Genomic DNA, 14554 nt, shown 5'->3' with positions numbered 1-14554 from the left:
GGCAGCCGTCGAGCGTACGCCACAGGGGGCCAAAATGTCAGGCCTCTACCTCCACGAGGCGTTCGCCGTCGAAGGTCCGGACCTCGAAGTGGTCGATGTCGTTGCGGTCCATGGCCGCCCCGCCGTGCACGTACAGCGGGTTCTTGGCGCTCTCCTGGGTGGCGCCGGGGATGCCGTATCCCCATTTCGGCACGGCCCAGGAGGTGACGACCTCCTCGTCGCCGCTCTTGGAGACGGCGACGAGCCGGCACTTGAGCGGGCCCTTGACGTTCTTGAGTTCGAGGACGGTGTGGGTGCCCCAGCCCTTCTTCTCCATGCCGACGGTGGCGCTGATCCTGGTCGTCGGGTCGGTGGCCTGGATCTTCTCCTCCATGTGGTTGAAGAAGGCATCCTCGGCGGGGCTGGTGGGGTGGGGTTCGATCGCCCGGTTCTCCTTGCCTCCCTCGGAGGTGGCGACCACGGCGACGGCGGGGCCGCCGACGACGAGGATCGCGGCGGCCGCGACGAGGTAGAAGGCGCGGCGGCGGGAGCGGGCCCGCTTGGCGCCCACCTCGTCCATGAGCCGGCCGAGGAGCTGCGGCCCGGGCGTGGCGTCGAGGGAGACGGCGGCGGAGGGAATGCGCCGTGGACCGGGAGGGGCCGGCGGCCGGGGCGCGAAGTCGTCGAAGGCCGCGTCGGCGTACGGATCGGTCGCGCGGCCCACGGGCCCCATGGAACCGACCGGGCCGGCGTACGGGTCGGGGGCGGCGTACGGGCGGCCGGTGTACGGGTCCGTGGCGGCGGGGGCGGTGTCGCCGTCGGCCAGCATGGCCAGCATGGGCTCCATGCCGGCGAACTCCTCCACGTGCGCGGCGCAGAGGTCGCAGTCCACCAGGTGCGCCTCGAAGGCGGCGGCGTCGACGTCGTCCAGGATGCCGAGTACGTACGCACCCGCGGCGTCGTGCGGCGGTGTCATGCCGATACCCCCCTCTCCTCCAGCGCGAGCTTCATCGAACGGAGTGCGTAGAACACCCGGGAACGCACGGTCCCGGCGGGTATGCCGAGGGTCTCGGCCGCCTCGTTGACCGTACGCCCCTTGAAGTAGGTCTCGACCAACACTTCCCGGTGGGCGGGCGTCAAATCTTCGAGCGCATCAGAGAGCGTCATCAGCCACAGCGCCTTGTCGATCTCGTCCTCCGCGGGCAGGACCTCGAGCGGTGACGGATCGACCTCCTGAGGCCGGGCCTGCCGGCTGCGGTGGCCGTCGATGACGATGCGCCGGGCAACCGTCACCAGCCAAGGTCTGACGGAGCCGGTAGCCCTGTTGAGCTGGCCGGCGTTCTTCCAGGCACGGATGAGCGTCTCCTGCACGACGTCCTCGGCACGCTGGCGATCGCCGGCGACGAGGCGTAGTACATAGGCGAGCAGGGGTCCGGCATGTTCGCGGTAGAGAGCACGCATCAACTCCTCGTCAGGGACGTCGGGTCGAAAGCGTGGGACCTCACTGCGATGCCGGGCCCGATGCGGACGGTCATCGGCCACGGCCGCATCCTTGCGCACCTGAACCTCCCGGTCGAGACCCTGTTGTCGTCGAGAGGTACGGAGCCGGAGTGGGTTCGACTCAACGTCGCTCAAGATTTTTTCACACGGCCACGATTCCCCTTCGGGCTGCCCGATGCCGGGCAACTCGCTCGCGGTTACCGCAGGTCTCACTGGAGCACCAGCGCCGACGGCGTCCTCGCGAAGTATCGAGGTAGCAGCGGCGGCAGTTGTCGCCTTCGCACCGTCGGAGCAGGGCGCGGGCGGCCGGGTCGGTGAGCAGATCGACGGCGTCCCGGGCGACGGCGGCGAGCAGGGCGCGGCAGTCGGGTTCGTCGCTCAACGCCCGTACGAGCCCACCGGCTTCCGTACGGACGGCGCGGGGCGCGGGCGGGGCGGAGGCGGCGGCGAACTCGTTGAGCCGGTCCAGTGCGGGATCGTCGCGCCGCCCGTCGAGCTGGGCGCCCACCAGTTCGCGTACACAGTCACGCAGTTCGCGAAAGCGTACGACCCAATGGGCGTCGAGCGCGCTCAGCGGGGTGGCGGCCGGGACGAGTTCGGTGGTGCGCAGGAACTCGTCGAGCGCGTCGGCGCGGTCGAGTTCCTGGGCGGCCAGATCCAGACAGATCCGCCCGGAGTCGAACCGTACGGTCATGACCCTGTCACCACCTCGCGGTCGTGGAGCCGGCGGGAACCGGCGGGGCGCTGCGACCAGAGTGCCCACCCCGGGCGGACCCCGCTAGGGGGCACGTCGGTGTTCGTCCTCGACGGGTGTCGCGGCGCGCGCCCGCACCTGCTAACTTGAACGCGTTCAAATGAACACGTTCAAATAACGCGATGGGGGCGGTCATGGGGGCGGGTACGGAGATCGGACGGGACACCTACGAAGGCACCCACCGGGCACAGCGGGCACTCGCGGTCTGCGCGGTCGTCGCCGCCGCTCCGGTCCTGGTGTGGGGGCTGGACACGCCTTTCGCCGTGCTGTTCGTCCTGACCGGGGCGTCCACGGCGTTCCCGCTCTCCCTCGCGTACAGCCGCGTGGCCTTCCGGGGCGCCTGCGTGACGGTCGGACTGCTGCTCCTCGTCTGGGGGGCGCTGGGCGCCCTCCTCGGGATGTTCTGGTTCTGGCCGTCGGCGCTGCTCCTCCTCCTGGCCGTGCTCGCGGACCCGCGCAGACGACCGGTCGTCGCGAAGGTGACCTGCGGCGTCGGCGCCCTGGTGACGACCGCGATGCTCACGGTCGCCGGCGTCTACCTCTGGCACTTCACGATCGGTCCCGCCCTGGCGGAGCCGCACACGTTCCGTGCCGTCGTCGAATCCGGGGCGCTGCAAGGCCTCGGAGACATCGAGGCGCGGCTCGAGCCGTTCGGAGCGACCCTGGTGACCGGATCGCAGTCGGACGCGGGCGACTACCTGGAGGTCCGCTTCTCCGACGAACTGCCCGACGCACGGCGCGAGGAACTGAGGAAGGAGATCGGGCTGCTGCCCGGATTCGGTGAGGCCGAGCTGTGCCCGGTGAGCGAATGCGGTTGACCGGAGCGGCGTCCCGCAGACGGATCCGGCCTCGCTCTCAGCTCCCGGGCGGCGGATCGTCGTGGAGGATCCGCTGGTAGAGGTGGTGGTCGCGCCAGGCTCCGTCGATGTGGAGGTAGCGGGGCGCGGTGCCGATGTGCTCGAACCCGCTCTTGGCGAGGACGCGTTGGGAGGCGTGGTTGGCGAGGACGGTGCCGGCCTCGATCCGGTGCAGGCCGAGTTCCTCGCGGGCGGCCCGGCAGACCTCCTCGACGAGCCGGGTGGCCAGGCCACGCCCGGTGTGGTCGGCGTCGACCCAGTAGCCGAGCGAAGCGCTGCGGAAGGGCCCGAGGGCGATCCCGGAGAGCGTGGCCGACGCGACGATCTCCGCGCCGTCGACCGCGAACCACCGCCGCCCACCGTCCGCGAGCCGCACCCCCTGGCCCTCGGCGGTGTAGTACGCCTCCGCCCGGTGCGGCTCCCAGGGGCGCATGTGCTCCCGGTTCCGCAGCAACGCGGCGGCGAGAGCGGGGGCGTCGGCGGGCGTGGCGAGGCGGATGGGGATCACCCCGCCACCGTAGACGCCCGCGTATGGAACGTGGACGCACATCCATGGTTCCGCCCGCCCCCCGGCCGCTTGACTCGGGCCATGACGGACAACAGGGGTGGGACGGCGGCCGGCGCGGTGCTGGGCGCGGCGACGGTGGCGACGGGACTGATCGCCGGAGTGTGGTTCGCGTACGTGTGCTCGGTGATGCCGGCGCTGGCACGCAGCGACGACCGGGTCTTCGCCGAGGTGATGCGGAACATCAACGACGTGATCCAGAACCCGGTCTTCTTCACGGGCGCTGATCCTGACGGCGGTCGCCGCATGGCAGCTGCGGGGCACCCCGGCGAAGGTCTGGGCGCTCACGGCGCTGGTCCTGTACGGGGCCGTCTTCGTGGTCACCTCGGCGGTGAACGTCCCGCTCAACGACGCCCTCGCGGCGGCGACGGACCCGGTACGGGCCCGCGCGGACTTCGAGACCCCCTGGGTGGCCTGGAACGTCGTCCGCGCGGTCCTGACGGCAGTGGGCTTCGCCTGCCTGCTGCGGGCGCTGTCGGTACGCCGAGGGCGGTGACGGCGTCGGGGGCCGGGCGACCATCCCGCACCCCGTCGGGGGGCGGGGGCCGGGCCTCCCGCACCCCGTCGGAGGCCGGGCACGAGCCCGCACCCCGACGAGAGCCCGTACCCCCTACTCGTCGTACTTGGTCTCCGCCACCGGGTCGAGCGCAAGCCGGTACCCCCGCTTGACCACGGTCTGGATGAGCTTCGGCGTCCCGAGCGCCGTCCGCAGCCGGGCCATCGCCGTCTCCACGGCGTGCTCGTCGCGACCCGCTCCCGGCAGGGCGCGCAGCAGGTCGGCGCGGGAGACGACCCAGCCGGGTCGCCGGGCCAGCGTGTCGAGCAGCGCCATCCCGGCCGGCGGCACCGGGCGCAGACAGCCGTCGACGAGGACCGCGTGCCCCCGGATCTCGATGCGGCGGCCCGCCACCGGAAGCGTGCGGGCCCGGGCGGGGAGTTCCTGGCAGAGCAGCTGCACCAGCGGTCCGAGCCGGAAGCGCTCCGGCTGGAGCGTCTCGATGCCGTGCGCCTGCAGCGGCAGCGCCGTCACCGGCCCCACGCACACCACGAGCACCTCGTTCCGCAGCGCCGCCAGGAACTCCGGCAGCACGCCCCGGTCCTCCGCCCGCGTCAGCAGCGAGGCGGCGGCCGGCGCGCTCGTGAAGGTGACGGCGTCCAGGGACCCGCTCAGCACCCCGTCCAGAAGCCGGTCCAGCGGGCCGATGTCCTCCGGCGGCATCCACCGGTACACCGGTACGCCGACGACCTCGGCGCCGCCCGCCTCCAGCGCCTCCACGAACCCCGGCAGCGGCTCCCCGTGCAGCTGGAGCGCGATCCTCCGCCCGGCCACCCCCTCGGCGAGGAGCCGGTCGAGCACCTCGGCCATGGACTCGGACGACGGCGACCACGACTCCGTGAGCCCCGCCGCCCGTACCGCTCCCTTGACCTTGGGCCCGCGGGCGAGGAGTTCGACGCCCCGCAGGCAGTCGAGGAGTTCGTCGCCGTAGCCCCAGCCGTCCGCCGCCTCGACCCAGCCACGGAAGCCGATCGCCGTGGTGGCGACGACGACGTCCGGGGCGTGGTCGATGAGTTCCTTGGTGGCGGCGAGCAGTTCCGTGTCGTCCGCGAGCGGCACGATCCTCAGCGCCGGGCCGTGGACCACGGCCGCGCCCCGGCGGCGAAGGAGCGCGCCCAGCTCGTCCGCGCGCCGTGCCGCCGTGACTCCGACGGTGAACCCCGCGAGGGGACCCTGCTCTTGCTCGTACATACCGACCGAGCCTGACGGCGATTCGTCACAGACTCGGTTCGCCGGTATTTCCTGGCCGTTACGGACCACTCCGGATCACACCTCGGCGTAACCGCGCTGCGGCGACGTCTGGCCCGAGGCACCTGCCGCGCCCTCCGCCGTGTCCGGCACGGCGGCCGGGCGGCGAAGGTATACCGCCCAGGTCACGACCATGCAGGCCGCGTAGAAGACGAGGAAGGCGACGAAGGCCGAGGTGCCGGTGCCGGCCGTCTGGAAAGACTGCCGGAAGGCGAGGTTGATGCCGAGCCCGCCGAGCGCGCCGACTGCGCCGATCAGCCCCATGGAGGCCCCGGAGAGCCTGCGGCCGTACGACTCCGCCTCCTCGCCGGACAGGCCCTTGCGGTGGCCCTGTGCGAGGAAGATCGCGGGGATCATCTTGTACGTGGAGCCGTTGCCGAGGCCGCTGAGGACGAAGAGTCCGATGAAGCCGACGAGGAAGACGGCGAGGGACTCGATGACGGAGGCGTAGACGACGACCGCCGTCGCGAGCGCCATGGCCGCGAAGGTCCACAGGGTGATGCGGGCGCCGCCGTACTTGTCGGCGAGCGAGCCGCCGATGGGCCGGATCAGCGAGCCGAGCAGCGGGCCGATGAAGGTGAGCGAGGCGGCCTGGAGCGGGGTGCGGCCGAACTGGGTCTGGAGGACCAGGCCGAAGGCGAAGCTGTAGCCGATGAAGGAACCGAAGGTGCCGATGTAGAGGAACGCCATGATCCAGGTGTGCTTGGCCCCCACGGCCTCCTTGACGGCGCCGGTGTCGTTCTTCACCGGTGCGAGGTTGTCCATGAAGAGCGCGGAGCACACCGTCGCGATCAGGATGAGCGGGATGTAGACGCCGAGGACGATCCGCGGGTGCATGGCGCCGGCGGTGCCGATGACGAGCAGGCCGACGAGCTGGACGACAGGGACGCCGATGTTGCCGCCGCCCGCGTTGAGGCCGAGCGCCCAGCCCTTCTTCCGCAGCGGGAAGAAGGCGTTGATGTTGGTCATGGAGGAGGCGAAGTTGCCGCCGCCGACGCCGGTCAGCGCCGCCACCAGGAGGAAGGTGTTGTACGAGGTGCCCGGCTCCATCACCGCGTAGGCGACGCCCGTCGGCAGGAGGAGCAGCAGCGCGCTGAAGATGGTCCAGTTCCGACCGCCGAAACGAGCGACGGCGAAGGTGTACGGGATCCGGATGAGCGCGCCGACGAAGGTCGCCGTCGCGATCAGGAAGAACTTCCCCGCCGGGTCGATGCCGTACTGCGGTCCCATGAAGAGGACCATCACCGACCACAGGCTCCAGATGGAGAATCCGATGTGCTCGGAGAGCACGGAAAAGGCCAGATTTCGCCGGGCGATCCGCTCTCCTTGTTCACGCCAGAAGGTCTCGTCCTCCGGCTCCCACCGTTCGATCCATCGGCCGCCCATCACGTACCTCCACGGTGTCGGGTCCCGAGCGTCCAGACGCCCTGGATCTCTTGGATCAGACCCTAGGGAAGCCGCGTTTCGTGCCGGTGGCGGAAAGTGACGGGTACGGAACCTTGCTCTCACCCGGCGCGCACAGGTGATGTGAGTACGGGGGTACGGGGGCGCGAGGGGGCTCCCCGAGCCGCCACGGCCCCGGCTCAGAACCCCGGCACCCCCGGCTCCCCGTCCGGGATCCAGGAGTCCGCGGGGCGGTCCAGCCAGCCCTCCCGCCGGCCGATCTCGGCCGCGGCGGCGCGCAGCGCGTCCAGGCCGGGGTGACGCAGCCCCTTGCGCCACACCAGGCTCACCGGGGAGAGCGGTACGGGGTCGACGAGGGGCCGCATTACGCAGCCCGGCATCGGCGGGAAGTCGACGACCGCGAGGACGGGTGTGCGGAGTTTGGCCATGATCCGCTGGAACTCCTCCTTCCCCACCGCCATCGGCGCGGGCGGCGCGACGGCGATGCCGCGCCCCGCGAAGAGCCGGGCGGCCAGGTCGGTCCACTCCGGGGTGCGGTCGTTCCCGGCGCCCGCGTAGACGCTCTCGCCCTCCAGCGCGGCCAGCGGCACCGCCGCCAGCCCCGCGAGCGGGTGGTCGTCGGGCAGCACCACCGCCATCGGCTCGTACCGGACGAACTGCGAGGCGAGCCGCCCGCGCGTGGACGCGTCGAGCCCGCCGTACCGTCCGAAGGAGACGTCGAGGCGCCCGGCGAGGATCTCGGCGGCGGCCCCGGCCAGCCCGTTCTCGTAGCGGGCCATGAGCTCCTGCTCCGGGGCGAGTTCGCGGGCCCGCTCCAGGACGCGGCCCTGGGCGGGGAGACCGGTGCTGTTGAGGTCGACCAGCAGGGGCCTGGCGGCCGCCCTGAAGGCGTCGGCGAGTTCGTCGCAGGCGGCCAGCACCCTGCGGGCGTACGGCAGGAGTCGCACACCGTCCGGGGTGAGCGTCACCTGACGGGTGGTCCGGACGAACAGGTCCGTGCCCAGGTCCCGTTCCAGCCGCCGGATGTCGCGGCTGAGGGCCTGCTGGGCGACGTACAGGCGGGCGGCGGCACGGGTGAAGTGCAGCTCGTCGGCGACTGCGGTGAAGGCGCGCAGGAGCCGCGGTTCGATCTCGTACGAAGTGACCACCCGGCATTTAACAACATGGGTGCGTGAATGGCCACGGATCAGGTGTTGGACCGCGCCCCAGGGCTCCCCGGAGGCTTGGCCCATGCCGCACCACGACCTCACGCTCACTCCGGCGGGCCCGGCGTTCGCCCCCCGCTACCGCGAACCGCACGCCCCCACCCACACCCGCACCCGCACCCGCACCCGCACCCGCACCCGCACCACCGTCTCCACCAACCCCTACCGGCGGCTCTTCGCCACCCCCGGCGCCCGCGCCTTCACCCTCGGCAATCTGATCGCCCGGCTGCCCATGGGCATGTTCGGCGTCAGCGCGGTGATCATGATCGCCGGTGCGTACGGCTCGTACGCGCTCGCCGGCGCCGTCACGGCGACGGGCATGGCCGCCACCGCCGTGCTCGCGCCCTGGACCGCGCGGCTCGTCGACCGGCACGGGCAGGCCCGGGTCGCCGTCCCCGCCACGGCGCTGGCCGTGCTCGGCTCGCTGGCCCTGCTGCTGTGCGTGCACCACCGGGCGCCGGTCTGGACGCTCTTCGCCGCGTACGCCGCGACGGCGACCTGCCCCAACACCGGCGGCATGTCCCGCGCCCGCTGGGCCCATCTGTACCGGGGCGACCCTGCCGCGCTGCACACGGCCAACGCCTTCGAGCAGGCCGTCGACGAGCTGTGCTTCGTGCTGGGCCCGGTCCTGGCGGCGTTCCTGTGCGCGGCGCTGTTCCCGGAGGCGGGCACGCTGACCGGCGCGGTCCTGCTGCTCACCGGCGTCGTGGTCTTCGCGGCCCAGCGCTCCACCGAACCCCCGGTCACCCCCCGCTCCGCCACCGCGCCCGGCTCTCTCCTGCGCGTGTCCGGCACGGCACCTCTGCTCGGCGTCTTCCTGGCGACGGGCGCGGTCTTCGGCGCGATGGAGGTCGTGACGCTGGCACACGTGGACGGCCCGCTCGCCGGTCCGATCCTGGCCCTGCAGGCCGCGGGCTCCTGCGTGGCCGGTCTGGTCCACGGCCGTACGGGCCGCGCGGTCCGGCTGCGCACCTGCCTGGTCGCGATGACCTGCCTGATGACGCTGCCGTTCCTGGGCGCCTCGACCGGCTCCCTGCTCGCCCTGGCGGCCGGTCTGCTGGTGGCCGGCATGGCGACCGCGCCGACGATGGTCACGGGCATGGCCCTGGTCCAGCGCCTGACCCCGCAGGGCCGGCTCAACGAGGGCATGACCCTCGCCGTGACCGCCCTCCTCGCCGGCATCGCGGTCGGCGCGGCCACCGGCGGCTGGACGGCCGAGAACGCCCCGTCGACGGTGTACGCCTTCCTGGTCCCGGTGGCCGCGGCGGCTCTGGCCCTCGTACAGGCGACGGCTCCGAAGGCCCGGGAGACGCGGAGGTCGGCGCCGGCGCCGACCCGGAAGACGGCCCGGGAAATGACAGAGGCCCGGCGGTCGTCGTGACGACTGCCGGGCCTGTGCCCACATGGGATGAGTGGAGATGGCGGGAATCGAACCCGCGTCCAACGGTGCAGAATCAGGGCTTCTCCGTGTGCAGTCCGCTAGGAGTTTCTCAGCCCCGGAGATCACGCGGACAAGTCTCCGACGGGCTCAGTCACTGTTTGATTTCCCTCAGGCCCCCGTGACCGGGGCTAGAGGTTTAGATCCCTTAATGACGCCAGGATCCGGGTCGGGACCATCCCCGGGCTGACGCTCCTCACAGAGGCTTCTACTCGTTACCTAAAATTAGGCAGCGAGGGCGAAGCGGGAGTTATCGCTCTTGGAGTTGGCGATTATTGGTTGCGACATATGGTTTACGAGATCATTGCCGCTTCCTCGACACGCTTCCCCTGCTTCGACATCCGCTGTCGAAACCGATCATCCCCATGTTGATTTTTCAAAGCACGCACCCGCTGTGAGGTGCAGGCCCCATCGTACGTGACGACCGCGCACGGTTGCCAGCGTATTAAGGGGAGGCGGCCCGCGGGGAACCTAGACGCCCGCGGCCCGCTGGCGGCGCTTCGCCGCCGCGATCGCGCGGTTCGTCTCGCGCGTGTCCTGCTTCTCCCGCAGGGTCTGCCGCTTGTCGTACTCCTTCTTGCCCTTGGCGAGCGCGATCTCGACCTTGACGCGGCCCTTCAGGAAGTACAGGGCGAGGGGCACGATCGTGTGACCCGTCTCCTGGGACTTCGCCTCCAGCTTGTCGATCTCGGCCCGGTGCAGGAGCAGCTTGCGCTTCCGCTTCGCCGAGTGGTTGGTCCAGCTGCCCTGCATGTACTCGGGCACATGGATGTTGTGCAGCCATGCCTCGTGCCCGTCGATCTGCACGAAGCCGTCGACCAGCGACGCCCGGCCCATCCGGAGCGACTTCACCTCGGTGCCCATGAGCACCACACCGCACTCGTAGGTGTCGATGATGTGGTAGTCGTGGCGCGCCTTCTTGTTCTGCGCGATGATCTTGCGCTCAGGACCCTTCTCCGGGTCCTTCTTCTTGGCAGGCTTGCCCTGCACGTTCACGAGTCCCTTTGCCATAGTGCGGCCATTTTCGCACTACGAGCCCCCTCCGAGGCCACTCAATACCGTTCTGGCCCGCTCCTCGGCCCGCTTGCCGGTGGCATCGCCGACGATCAGGTCGGGGGTGATGCCCCGACCGTCGACTCCGTGCCCGGCGGGGGTGCGGTAGTGGCCGACGGTGAGCTCGGCGACGGAGCCGTCGGGCAGGGTGCTCGGCATCTGCACCGAGCCCTTGCCGAAGGTGCGCGCGCCGACGGTGATCGCCCGGCCGCGGTCCTGCAGGGCGCCGGTGAGGAGTTCGGCGGCGCTCATGGTGCCGCCGTCGACCAGCGCCACCACGGGCCGGGCGGTGTCCCCGCCGCTCTGGGCGTACAGCGCGCGCTGCTCGCCGTCGACGTCGTACGTGGCGACCAGACCGCCGTCGAGGAAGGCGGAGGCGGCGACGGCGGCCTCGGCGACCAGGCCGCCCGCGTTGCCGCGCAGGTCCAGGAGGACTCCGGCGCCGGCGGGGGCGTCCCGTACCGCGTCCCGCACCCGCTCGCCGGCGCCCTTGGTGAAGGCGGCCACCTTGATCAGCACCGCACCGTCGTCCAGGCGGCGCACGGTGACGTCCTCGGTGGCCAGCCGGGCCCGGCGCAGGATCTCGGTCCAGGCCGAGCCGCCGCGCTCGACGCGGAGGGCGACCTTGGAGCCCGAGACGCCGGCGCCGCGCAGCAGGGCGACGGCCTCGGAGACGGAGAGGGCACCGATGTCGCGCCCGTCGACGGCGACGAGGCGGTCGCCGGCCCGTAGCCCGGCGTTGGCGGCGGGCCCGCCGGACTGGACGCGGGAGATCTCGATACGACCCGGCGCCGCCTTCCGCGCGGAGATGCCGACACCGGTGTACGAGCCGTCCAGGGCCTGCTCGAACTCCTCGAACTCCGCCCGGTCGTACACCGCGCCCCAGCGGTCGCCACTGCGGCTGACGAACTCCTCGGCGGCCTTCTTGCCCGACTTGCCGTCGGCCATGGCGTCGGCGGCGGCGCGGGCGAGAGCGGCCCGGTCGACGGTGTCGCGCGGCGGCGCCGACTGCTCGCGCTTCACGGAGGCGGTCTCCTGCCGGGGCAGGGCTCCGGTGGCCGCGGCGGTGGCGAGGACCCCGGCGAAGACCAACGTCAAAGCGGCCCCACGGAGGACTCCGCGGGGCCGGAGACAGAGGTCGGGTCGGGACCCGGGGCCCACCGGCATGGCGCCCACTCTAGGACAAGCGAAAGGCGCCGTACGGTGGTTGACCGTACGGCGCCCGGGGTGCCCAAGGGGCGCTTCTCACACCTTGAGGTACTTGCGCAGCGCCACGAAGGCGGCCAGGGAGGGCATCAGCAGACCGATGACGAGGACGAGCGGCAGCACCGAGAAGACGGCGTCCCAGCCGATGAAGTTGACGAGCTGCATCTTCTCGGCCAGCGCGATGCCGTGGTCGATCAGGAAGTACCGGCCGACCAGCAGCATGATGCAGGCGACCGCGCCGCCCAGGAGGCCGGCGAAGGCGGCCTCCATGATGAACGGCATCTGGATGTAGAAGCTGGAGGCGCCGACCAGCCGCATGATGCCGGTCTCACGCCGTCGGCTGAACGCGGAGACGCGCACCGTGTTGACGATCAGCATCAGCGCGATGATCAGCATCAGCCCCATGACGCCGAGGGCGGCGACGTTCATGCCGTTCATCAGGTCGAAGAGGTTCTGCAGGATGCCGCGCTGGTCCTGGATGGACTCCACCCCGTCCCGCCCGGCGAAGGCGGTGGCGACGACCTTGTACTTCTCCGGGTCGTCCAGCTTGACCCGGAACGACTCCTGCATCTGGTCGGGCGTGATGACCGAGGCGATGGCGGTGTCGCTGTACTGCTCCTTGTAGTGCTTGTAGGCCTCGTCGGTCGACTCGTGGATGACCTTTTCCACAATGTCCATCTTGTTCAGATCGGCCTCGATCTGTTCCTTCTGCTGGGAGGTCACCGCACCCTTGGCGCACTTGGGAGAGGTGGCCGCGTCGTTCTTGTTGCAGAGGAAGATGGAGACGTTGACCTTGTCGTACCAGTAGTCCTTCATCGTGCTGACCTGCTCGCGCATGAGCAGCGCGCCGCCGAAAAGGGCGAGCGAGAGGGCCACGGAGACGATGACGGCGAAGGTCATCGTGAGATTGCGCCGGAGACCGACGCCGATCTCGGAGAGCACGAACTGAGCGCGCATGGTGATCTATCCCCTACCTGCTCAGTGCTGGTATCCGTAGACGCCGCGCGCCTGGTCGCGGACGAGACGGCCCTTTTCGAGCTCGATGACGCGCTTGCGCATCTGGTCGACGATGTTCTGGTCGTGGGTCGCCATGACGACGGTGGTCCCTGTCCTGTTGATACGGTCGAGCAGCTTCATGATGCCGACGGAGGTCTGCGGGTCGAGGTTGCCCGTGGGCTCGTCGGCGATCAGCAGCATGGGCCGGTTGACGAAGGCCCGGGCGATGGCGACGCGCTGCTGCTCACCACCGGAGAGCTCGCCGGGCATCCGGTCCTCCTTGCCGCCGAGGCCGACGAGGTCGAGGACCTGGGGCACGGCCTTGCGGATCTCGCCGCGCGGCTTGCCGATGACCTCCTGGGCGAAGGCGACGTTCTCGGCGACGGTCTTGTTGGGCAGCAGCCGGAAGTCCTGGAAGACGGTTCCGAGCTGGCGCCGCATCTGGGGCACCTTCCAGTTGGACAGCCGGGCGAGGTCCTTGCCGAGGACGTGCACCTGGCCATGGCTGCAGCGCTCCTCGCGCAGGATCAGCCGGAGAAAAGTCGACTTTCCGGAGCCGGAGGAACCGACGAGGAAGACGAACTCCCCCTTCTCGATCTCCAGGGACACATCCCGGAGCGCGGGGCGGTTCTGCTTCGGATAGGACTTGGAGACGTTGTCGAATCGGATCACGGATGCACCACGGTCGGCCGGGAATAGGTGTGCGCGACCTTACGCGACCGGCGATGGCCTGCGCAGTCGCGGTCCCGGCTTGCGTGCTTTATCCTTTTCGCCCTTCGGGACGGAAGCGATGCGATCCGGGTGCAATCCGACGGGGCGCGCCGAAACGCCGTGGAGCTGGCACAGTGGTAGGAGGAACGCTCGGGTACCGCCGAGCGTTGTGCTGGGTGTGGACCCCGCGTGGACCCCTGTGCGGGAGGAGGAGAGCGCATGACCTACGACCGACTGGTGTGCGCCAACTGCGCGGCCCCCGTCGCAGAGGGCCGCTGCCCCGTCTGCCGCGCGAACCGGGAGCGTCTGGACCCGTCGACGGGCCTGACTCCGGCGATGCTGCTGACACTGGTGATCGCCCTGGTGGCGATGGTGGCGCTGCTCGCGGCGCTGCAGACCGCGTAGCACTTCCGCATACGAGCCGGACACGAGAGAGGGCCGGGGGTACCCCCCCGGCCCTCTTCGTCATGCTTGTGGCCTCACGGCCTCACTGCGTCGGCGATCCGCTCAGACGGCGGCGCGCCCACCGCCGACCAGACGCGGCAGCATCCGGAAGCCGATGCCGCCGGCGATCATGGTGGCCGCACCGATGATCAGGAACGAGGTCTCGGCGGCGCCGGTCTCGGCCAGCTCCTCCTTGGCCTTGCCCTGCTCGACGGGCTGCGAGCCGGCGTTGTTGGTGTCGGGGTTGTTCTCGACGCACTCGGCACCGTCGAGGTCCACGGTGCAGGTGTTGCCGCCACCGTTGGTGGAGGAACCGCCGTCGGTGGAACCACCGGTCACGGTGGAGCCGCCGGTGGTCTGGTTGCCGCCGGTGTTGCCACCGGTCGTCTGGTTGCCACCGGTCGTCGGGTTGCCACCGTCCTGGCCACCGGTCGTCGGGTTGCCACCGTCCTGGCCACCGGTCGTCGGGTTGCCACCGTCCTGACCGCCGGTCGTCGGGTTGCCACCGTCCTGACCGCCGGTCGTCGGGTTGCCACCGTCCTGGCCACCGGTCGTCGGGTTGCCACCGTCCTGGCCACCGGTCGTCGGGTTGCCACCGTCCTGGCCACCGGTCGTCGGGTTGCCACCGTCCTGACCGC

Annotated in this window: 17 protein-coding genes and 1 other RNA gene; 4 read left to right on the top strand and 14 right to left on the bottom strand. The window is 70.9% G+C overall.

Annotated elements, in window-relative coordinates; all coding sequences use genetic code 11:
- Positions 1–37: 37 nt before the first annotated feature.
- From ACZ561_RS05765 to ACZ561_RS05755, 3 genes are all read right to left on the bottom strand, one after another.
- Complete coding sequence (locus ACZ561_RS05765; RefSeq protein WP_470990195.1) at positions 38–955, bottom strand: anti-sigma factor family protein; 918 nt, start codon at positions 953–955, stop codon at positions 38–40.
- Positions 952–1539 carry a sigma-70 family RNA polymerase sigma factor gene (locus ACZ561_RS05760; RefSeq protein WP_361862862.1) on the bottom strand — a complete coding sequence of 196 codons (588 nt, stop codon included), beginning with the start codon at positions 1537–1539 and terminating at the stop codon, positions 952–954. The genes ACZ561_RS05765 and ACZ561_RS05760 overlap by 4 nt, the downstream gene beginning before the upstream one ends.
- Positions 1540–1621: 82 nt before the next feature.
- Complete coding sequence (locus ACZ561_RS05755; protein ID WP_470990193.1) at positions 1622–2173, bottom strand: CGNR zinc finger domain-containing protein; 552 nt, start codon at positions 2171–2173, stop codon at positions 1622–1624.
- A gap of 194 nt (positions 2174–2367) precedes the next feature.
- Here ACZ561_RS05755 and ACZ561_RS05750 point away from each other — a divergent pair, with 194 nt between their 5' ends.
- Entirely contained in the window at positions 2368–3051 is a 684-nt protein-coding gene (locus ACZ561_RS05750; protein ID WP_470990191.1) for a hypothetical protein, read from the top strand.
- Positions 3052–3088: 37 nt separating this feature from the next.
- Here ACZ561_RS05750 and ACZ561_RS05745 read toward each other — a convergent pair whose 3' ends face one another.
- Together ACZ561_RS05745 and ACZ561_RS05740 are read right to left on the bottom strand one after the other, a co-directional pair.
- Entirely contained in the window at positions 3089–3640 is a 552-nt protein-coding gene (locus tag ACZ561_RS05745) for a GNAT family N-acetyltransferase (RefSeq protein WP_470990189.1), read from the bottom strand.
- Positions 3595–3873 (bottom strand): hypothetical protein, encoded by a 279-nt coding sequence (locus ACZ561_RS05740; protein ID WP_470991358.1) that lies wholly within the window; start codon positions 3871–3873, stop codon positions 3595–3597. The genes ACZ561_RS05745 and ACZ561_RS05740 overlap by 46 nt, the downstream gene beginning before the upstream one ends.
- 5 nt (positions 3874–3878) lie before the next feature.
- Between ACZ561_RS05740 and ACZ561_RS05735 the strand changes: the two genes are divergently transcribed.
- Complete coding sequence (locus ACZ561_RS05735) at positions 3879–4151, top strand: anthrone oxygenase family protein (RefSeq protein ID WP_470991289.1); 273 nt, start codon at positions 3879–3881, stop codon at positions 4149–4151.
- A 114-nt stretch (positions 4152–4265) separates the two neighbouring features.
- On the opposite strand, the gene ACZ561_RS05730 is transcribed toward ACZ561_RS05735, so the two are convergent.
- The 3 genes from ACZ561_RS05730 to ACZ561_RS05720 form a co-directional block, all read right to left on the bottom strand.
- Positions 4266–5402: a uroporphyrinogen-III synthase gene (locus tag ACZ561_RS05730; protein ID WP_470990187.1), complete on the bottom strand. Its 1137-nt coding sequence runs from the start codon at positions 5400–5402 to the stop codon at positions 4266–4268.
- A gap of 75 nt (positions 5403–5477) precedes the next feature.
- A complete protein-coding gene (locus ACZ561_RS05725) occupies positions 5478–6845 on the bottom strand; it encodes a nitrate/nitrite transporter (RefSeq protein ID WP_470990185.1) in 1368 nt (455 codons plus the stop codon).
- A gap of 197 nt (positions 6846–7042) precedes the next feature.
- On the bottom strand, positions 7043–8095 hold the full coding sequence (locus tag ACZ561_RS05720; protein WP_470990183.1) for a LysR family transcriptional regulator: 1053 nt from the start codon (positions 8093–8095) through the stop codon (positions 7043–7045).
- Between ACZ561_RS05720 and ACZ561_RS05715 the strand changes: the two genes are divergently transcribed.
- On the top strand, positions 8094–9449 hold the full coding sequence (locus ACZ561_RS05715) for an MFS transporter (RefSeq protein ID WP_470990181.1): 1356 nt from the start codon (positions 8094–8096) through the stop codon (positions 9447–9449). The genes ACZ561_RS05720 and ACZ561_RS05715 overlap by 2 nt on opposite strands.
- A 29-nt stretch (positions 9450–9478) precedes the next feature.
- Here the strand turns inward: ACZ561_RS05715 and ssrA are convergent.
- From ssrA to ftsE, 5 genes are all read right to left on the bottom strand, one after another.
- Positions 9479–9871, bottom strand: a transfer-messenger RNA (tmRNA) gene (ssrA, locus tag ACZ561_RS05710).
- Positions 9872–9977: 106 nt separating this feature from the next.
- The gene (smpB, locus tag ACZ561_RS05705) at positions 9978–10517 is read right to left on the bottom strand and encodes an SsrA-binding protein SmpB (protein WP_376445204.1); all 540 of its coding nucleotides are present in this window, start codon (positions 10515–10517) and stop codon (positions 9978–9980) included.
- An 18-nt stretch (positions 10518–10535) separates the two neighbouring features.
- Positions 10536–11726 carry a S41 family peptidase gene (locus ACZ561_RS05700; RefSeq protein WP_470990179.1) on the bottom strand — a complete coding sequence of 397 codons (1191 nt, stop codon included), beginning with the start codon at positions 11724–11726 and terminating at the stop codon, positions 10536–10538.
- A 78-nt stretch (positions 11727–11804) separates the two neighbouring features.
- Complete coding sequence (gene ftsX, locus ACZ561_RS05695) at positions 11805–12722, bottom strand: permease-like cell division protein FtsX (protein WP_470990177.1); 918 nt, start codon at positions 12720–12722, stop codon at positions 11805–11807.
- 21 nt (positions 12723–12743) lie between these two features.
- The gene (gene ftsE / locus ACZ561_RS05690) at positions 12744–13433 is read right to left on the bottom strand and encodes a cell division ATP-binding protein FtsE (protein WP_260229593.1); all 690 of its coding nucleotides are present in this window, start codon (positions 13431–13433) and stop codon (positions 12744–12746) included.
- Positions 13434–13691: 258 nt separating this feature from the next.
- Here ftsE and ACZ561_RS05685 point away from each other — a divergent pair, with 258 nt between their 5' ends.
- A complete protein-coding gene (locus ACZ561_RS05685; RefSeq protein WP_329119977.1) occupies positions 13692–13877 on the top strand; it encodes a hypothetical protein in 186 nt (61 codons plus the stop codon).
- Between the two features lie 102 nt (positions 13878–13979).
- On the opposite strand, the gene ACZ561_RS05680 is transcribed toward ACZ561_RS05685, so the two are convergent.
- Positions 13980–14554, bottom strand: a 575-nt coding sequence (locus tag ACZ561_RS05680) for an LPXTG cell wall anchor domain-containing protein (protein WP_470990175.1), incomplete at its 5' end; no start/stop codon positions are given.

Source organism: Streptomyces sp. NPDC039609, assembly GCF_055596705.1.
Note: the sequence above shows the minus strand (reverse complement) of the source record. Positions and strands in the feature narration are given on the sequence as shown.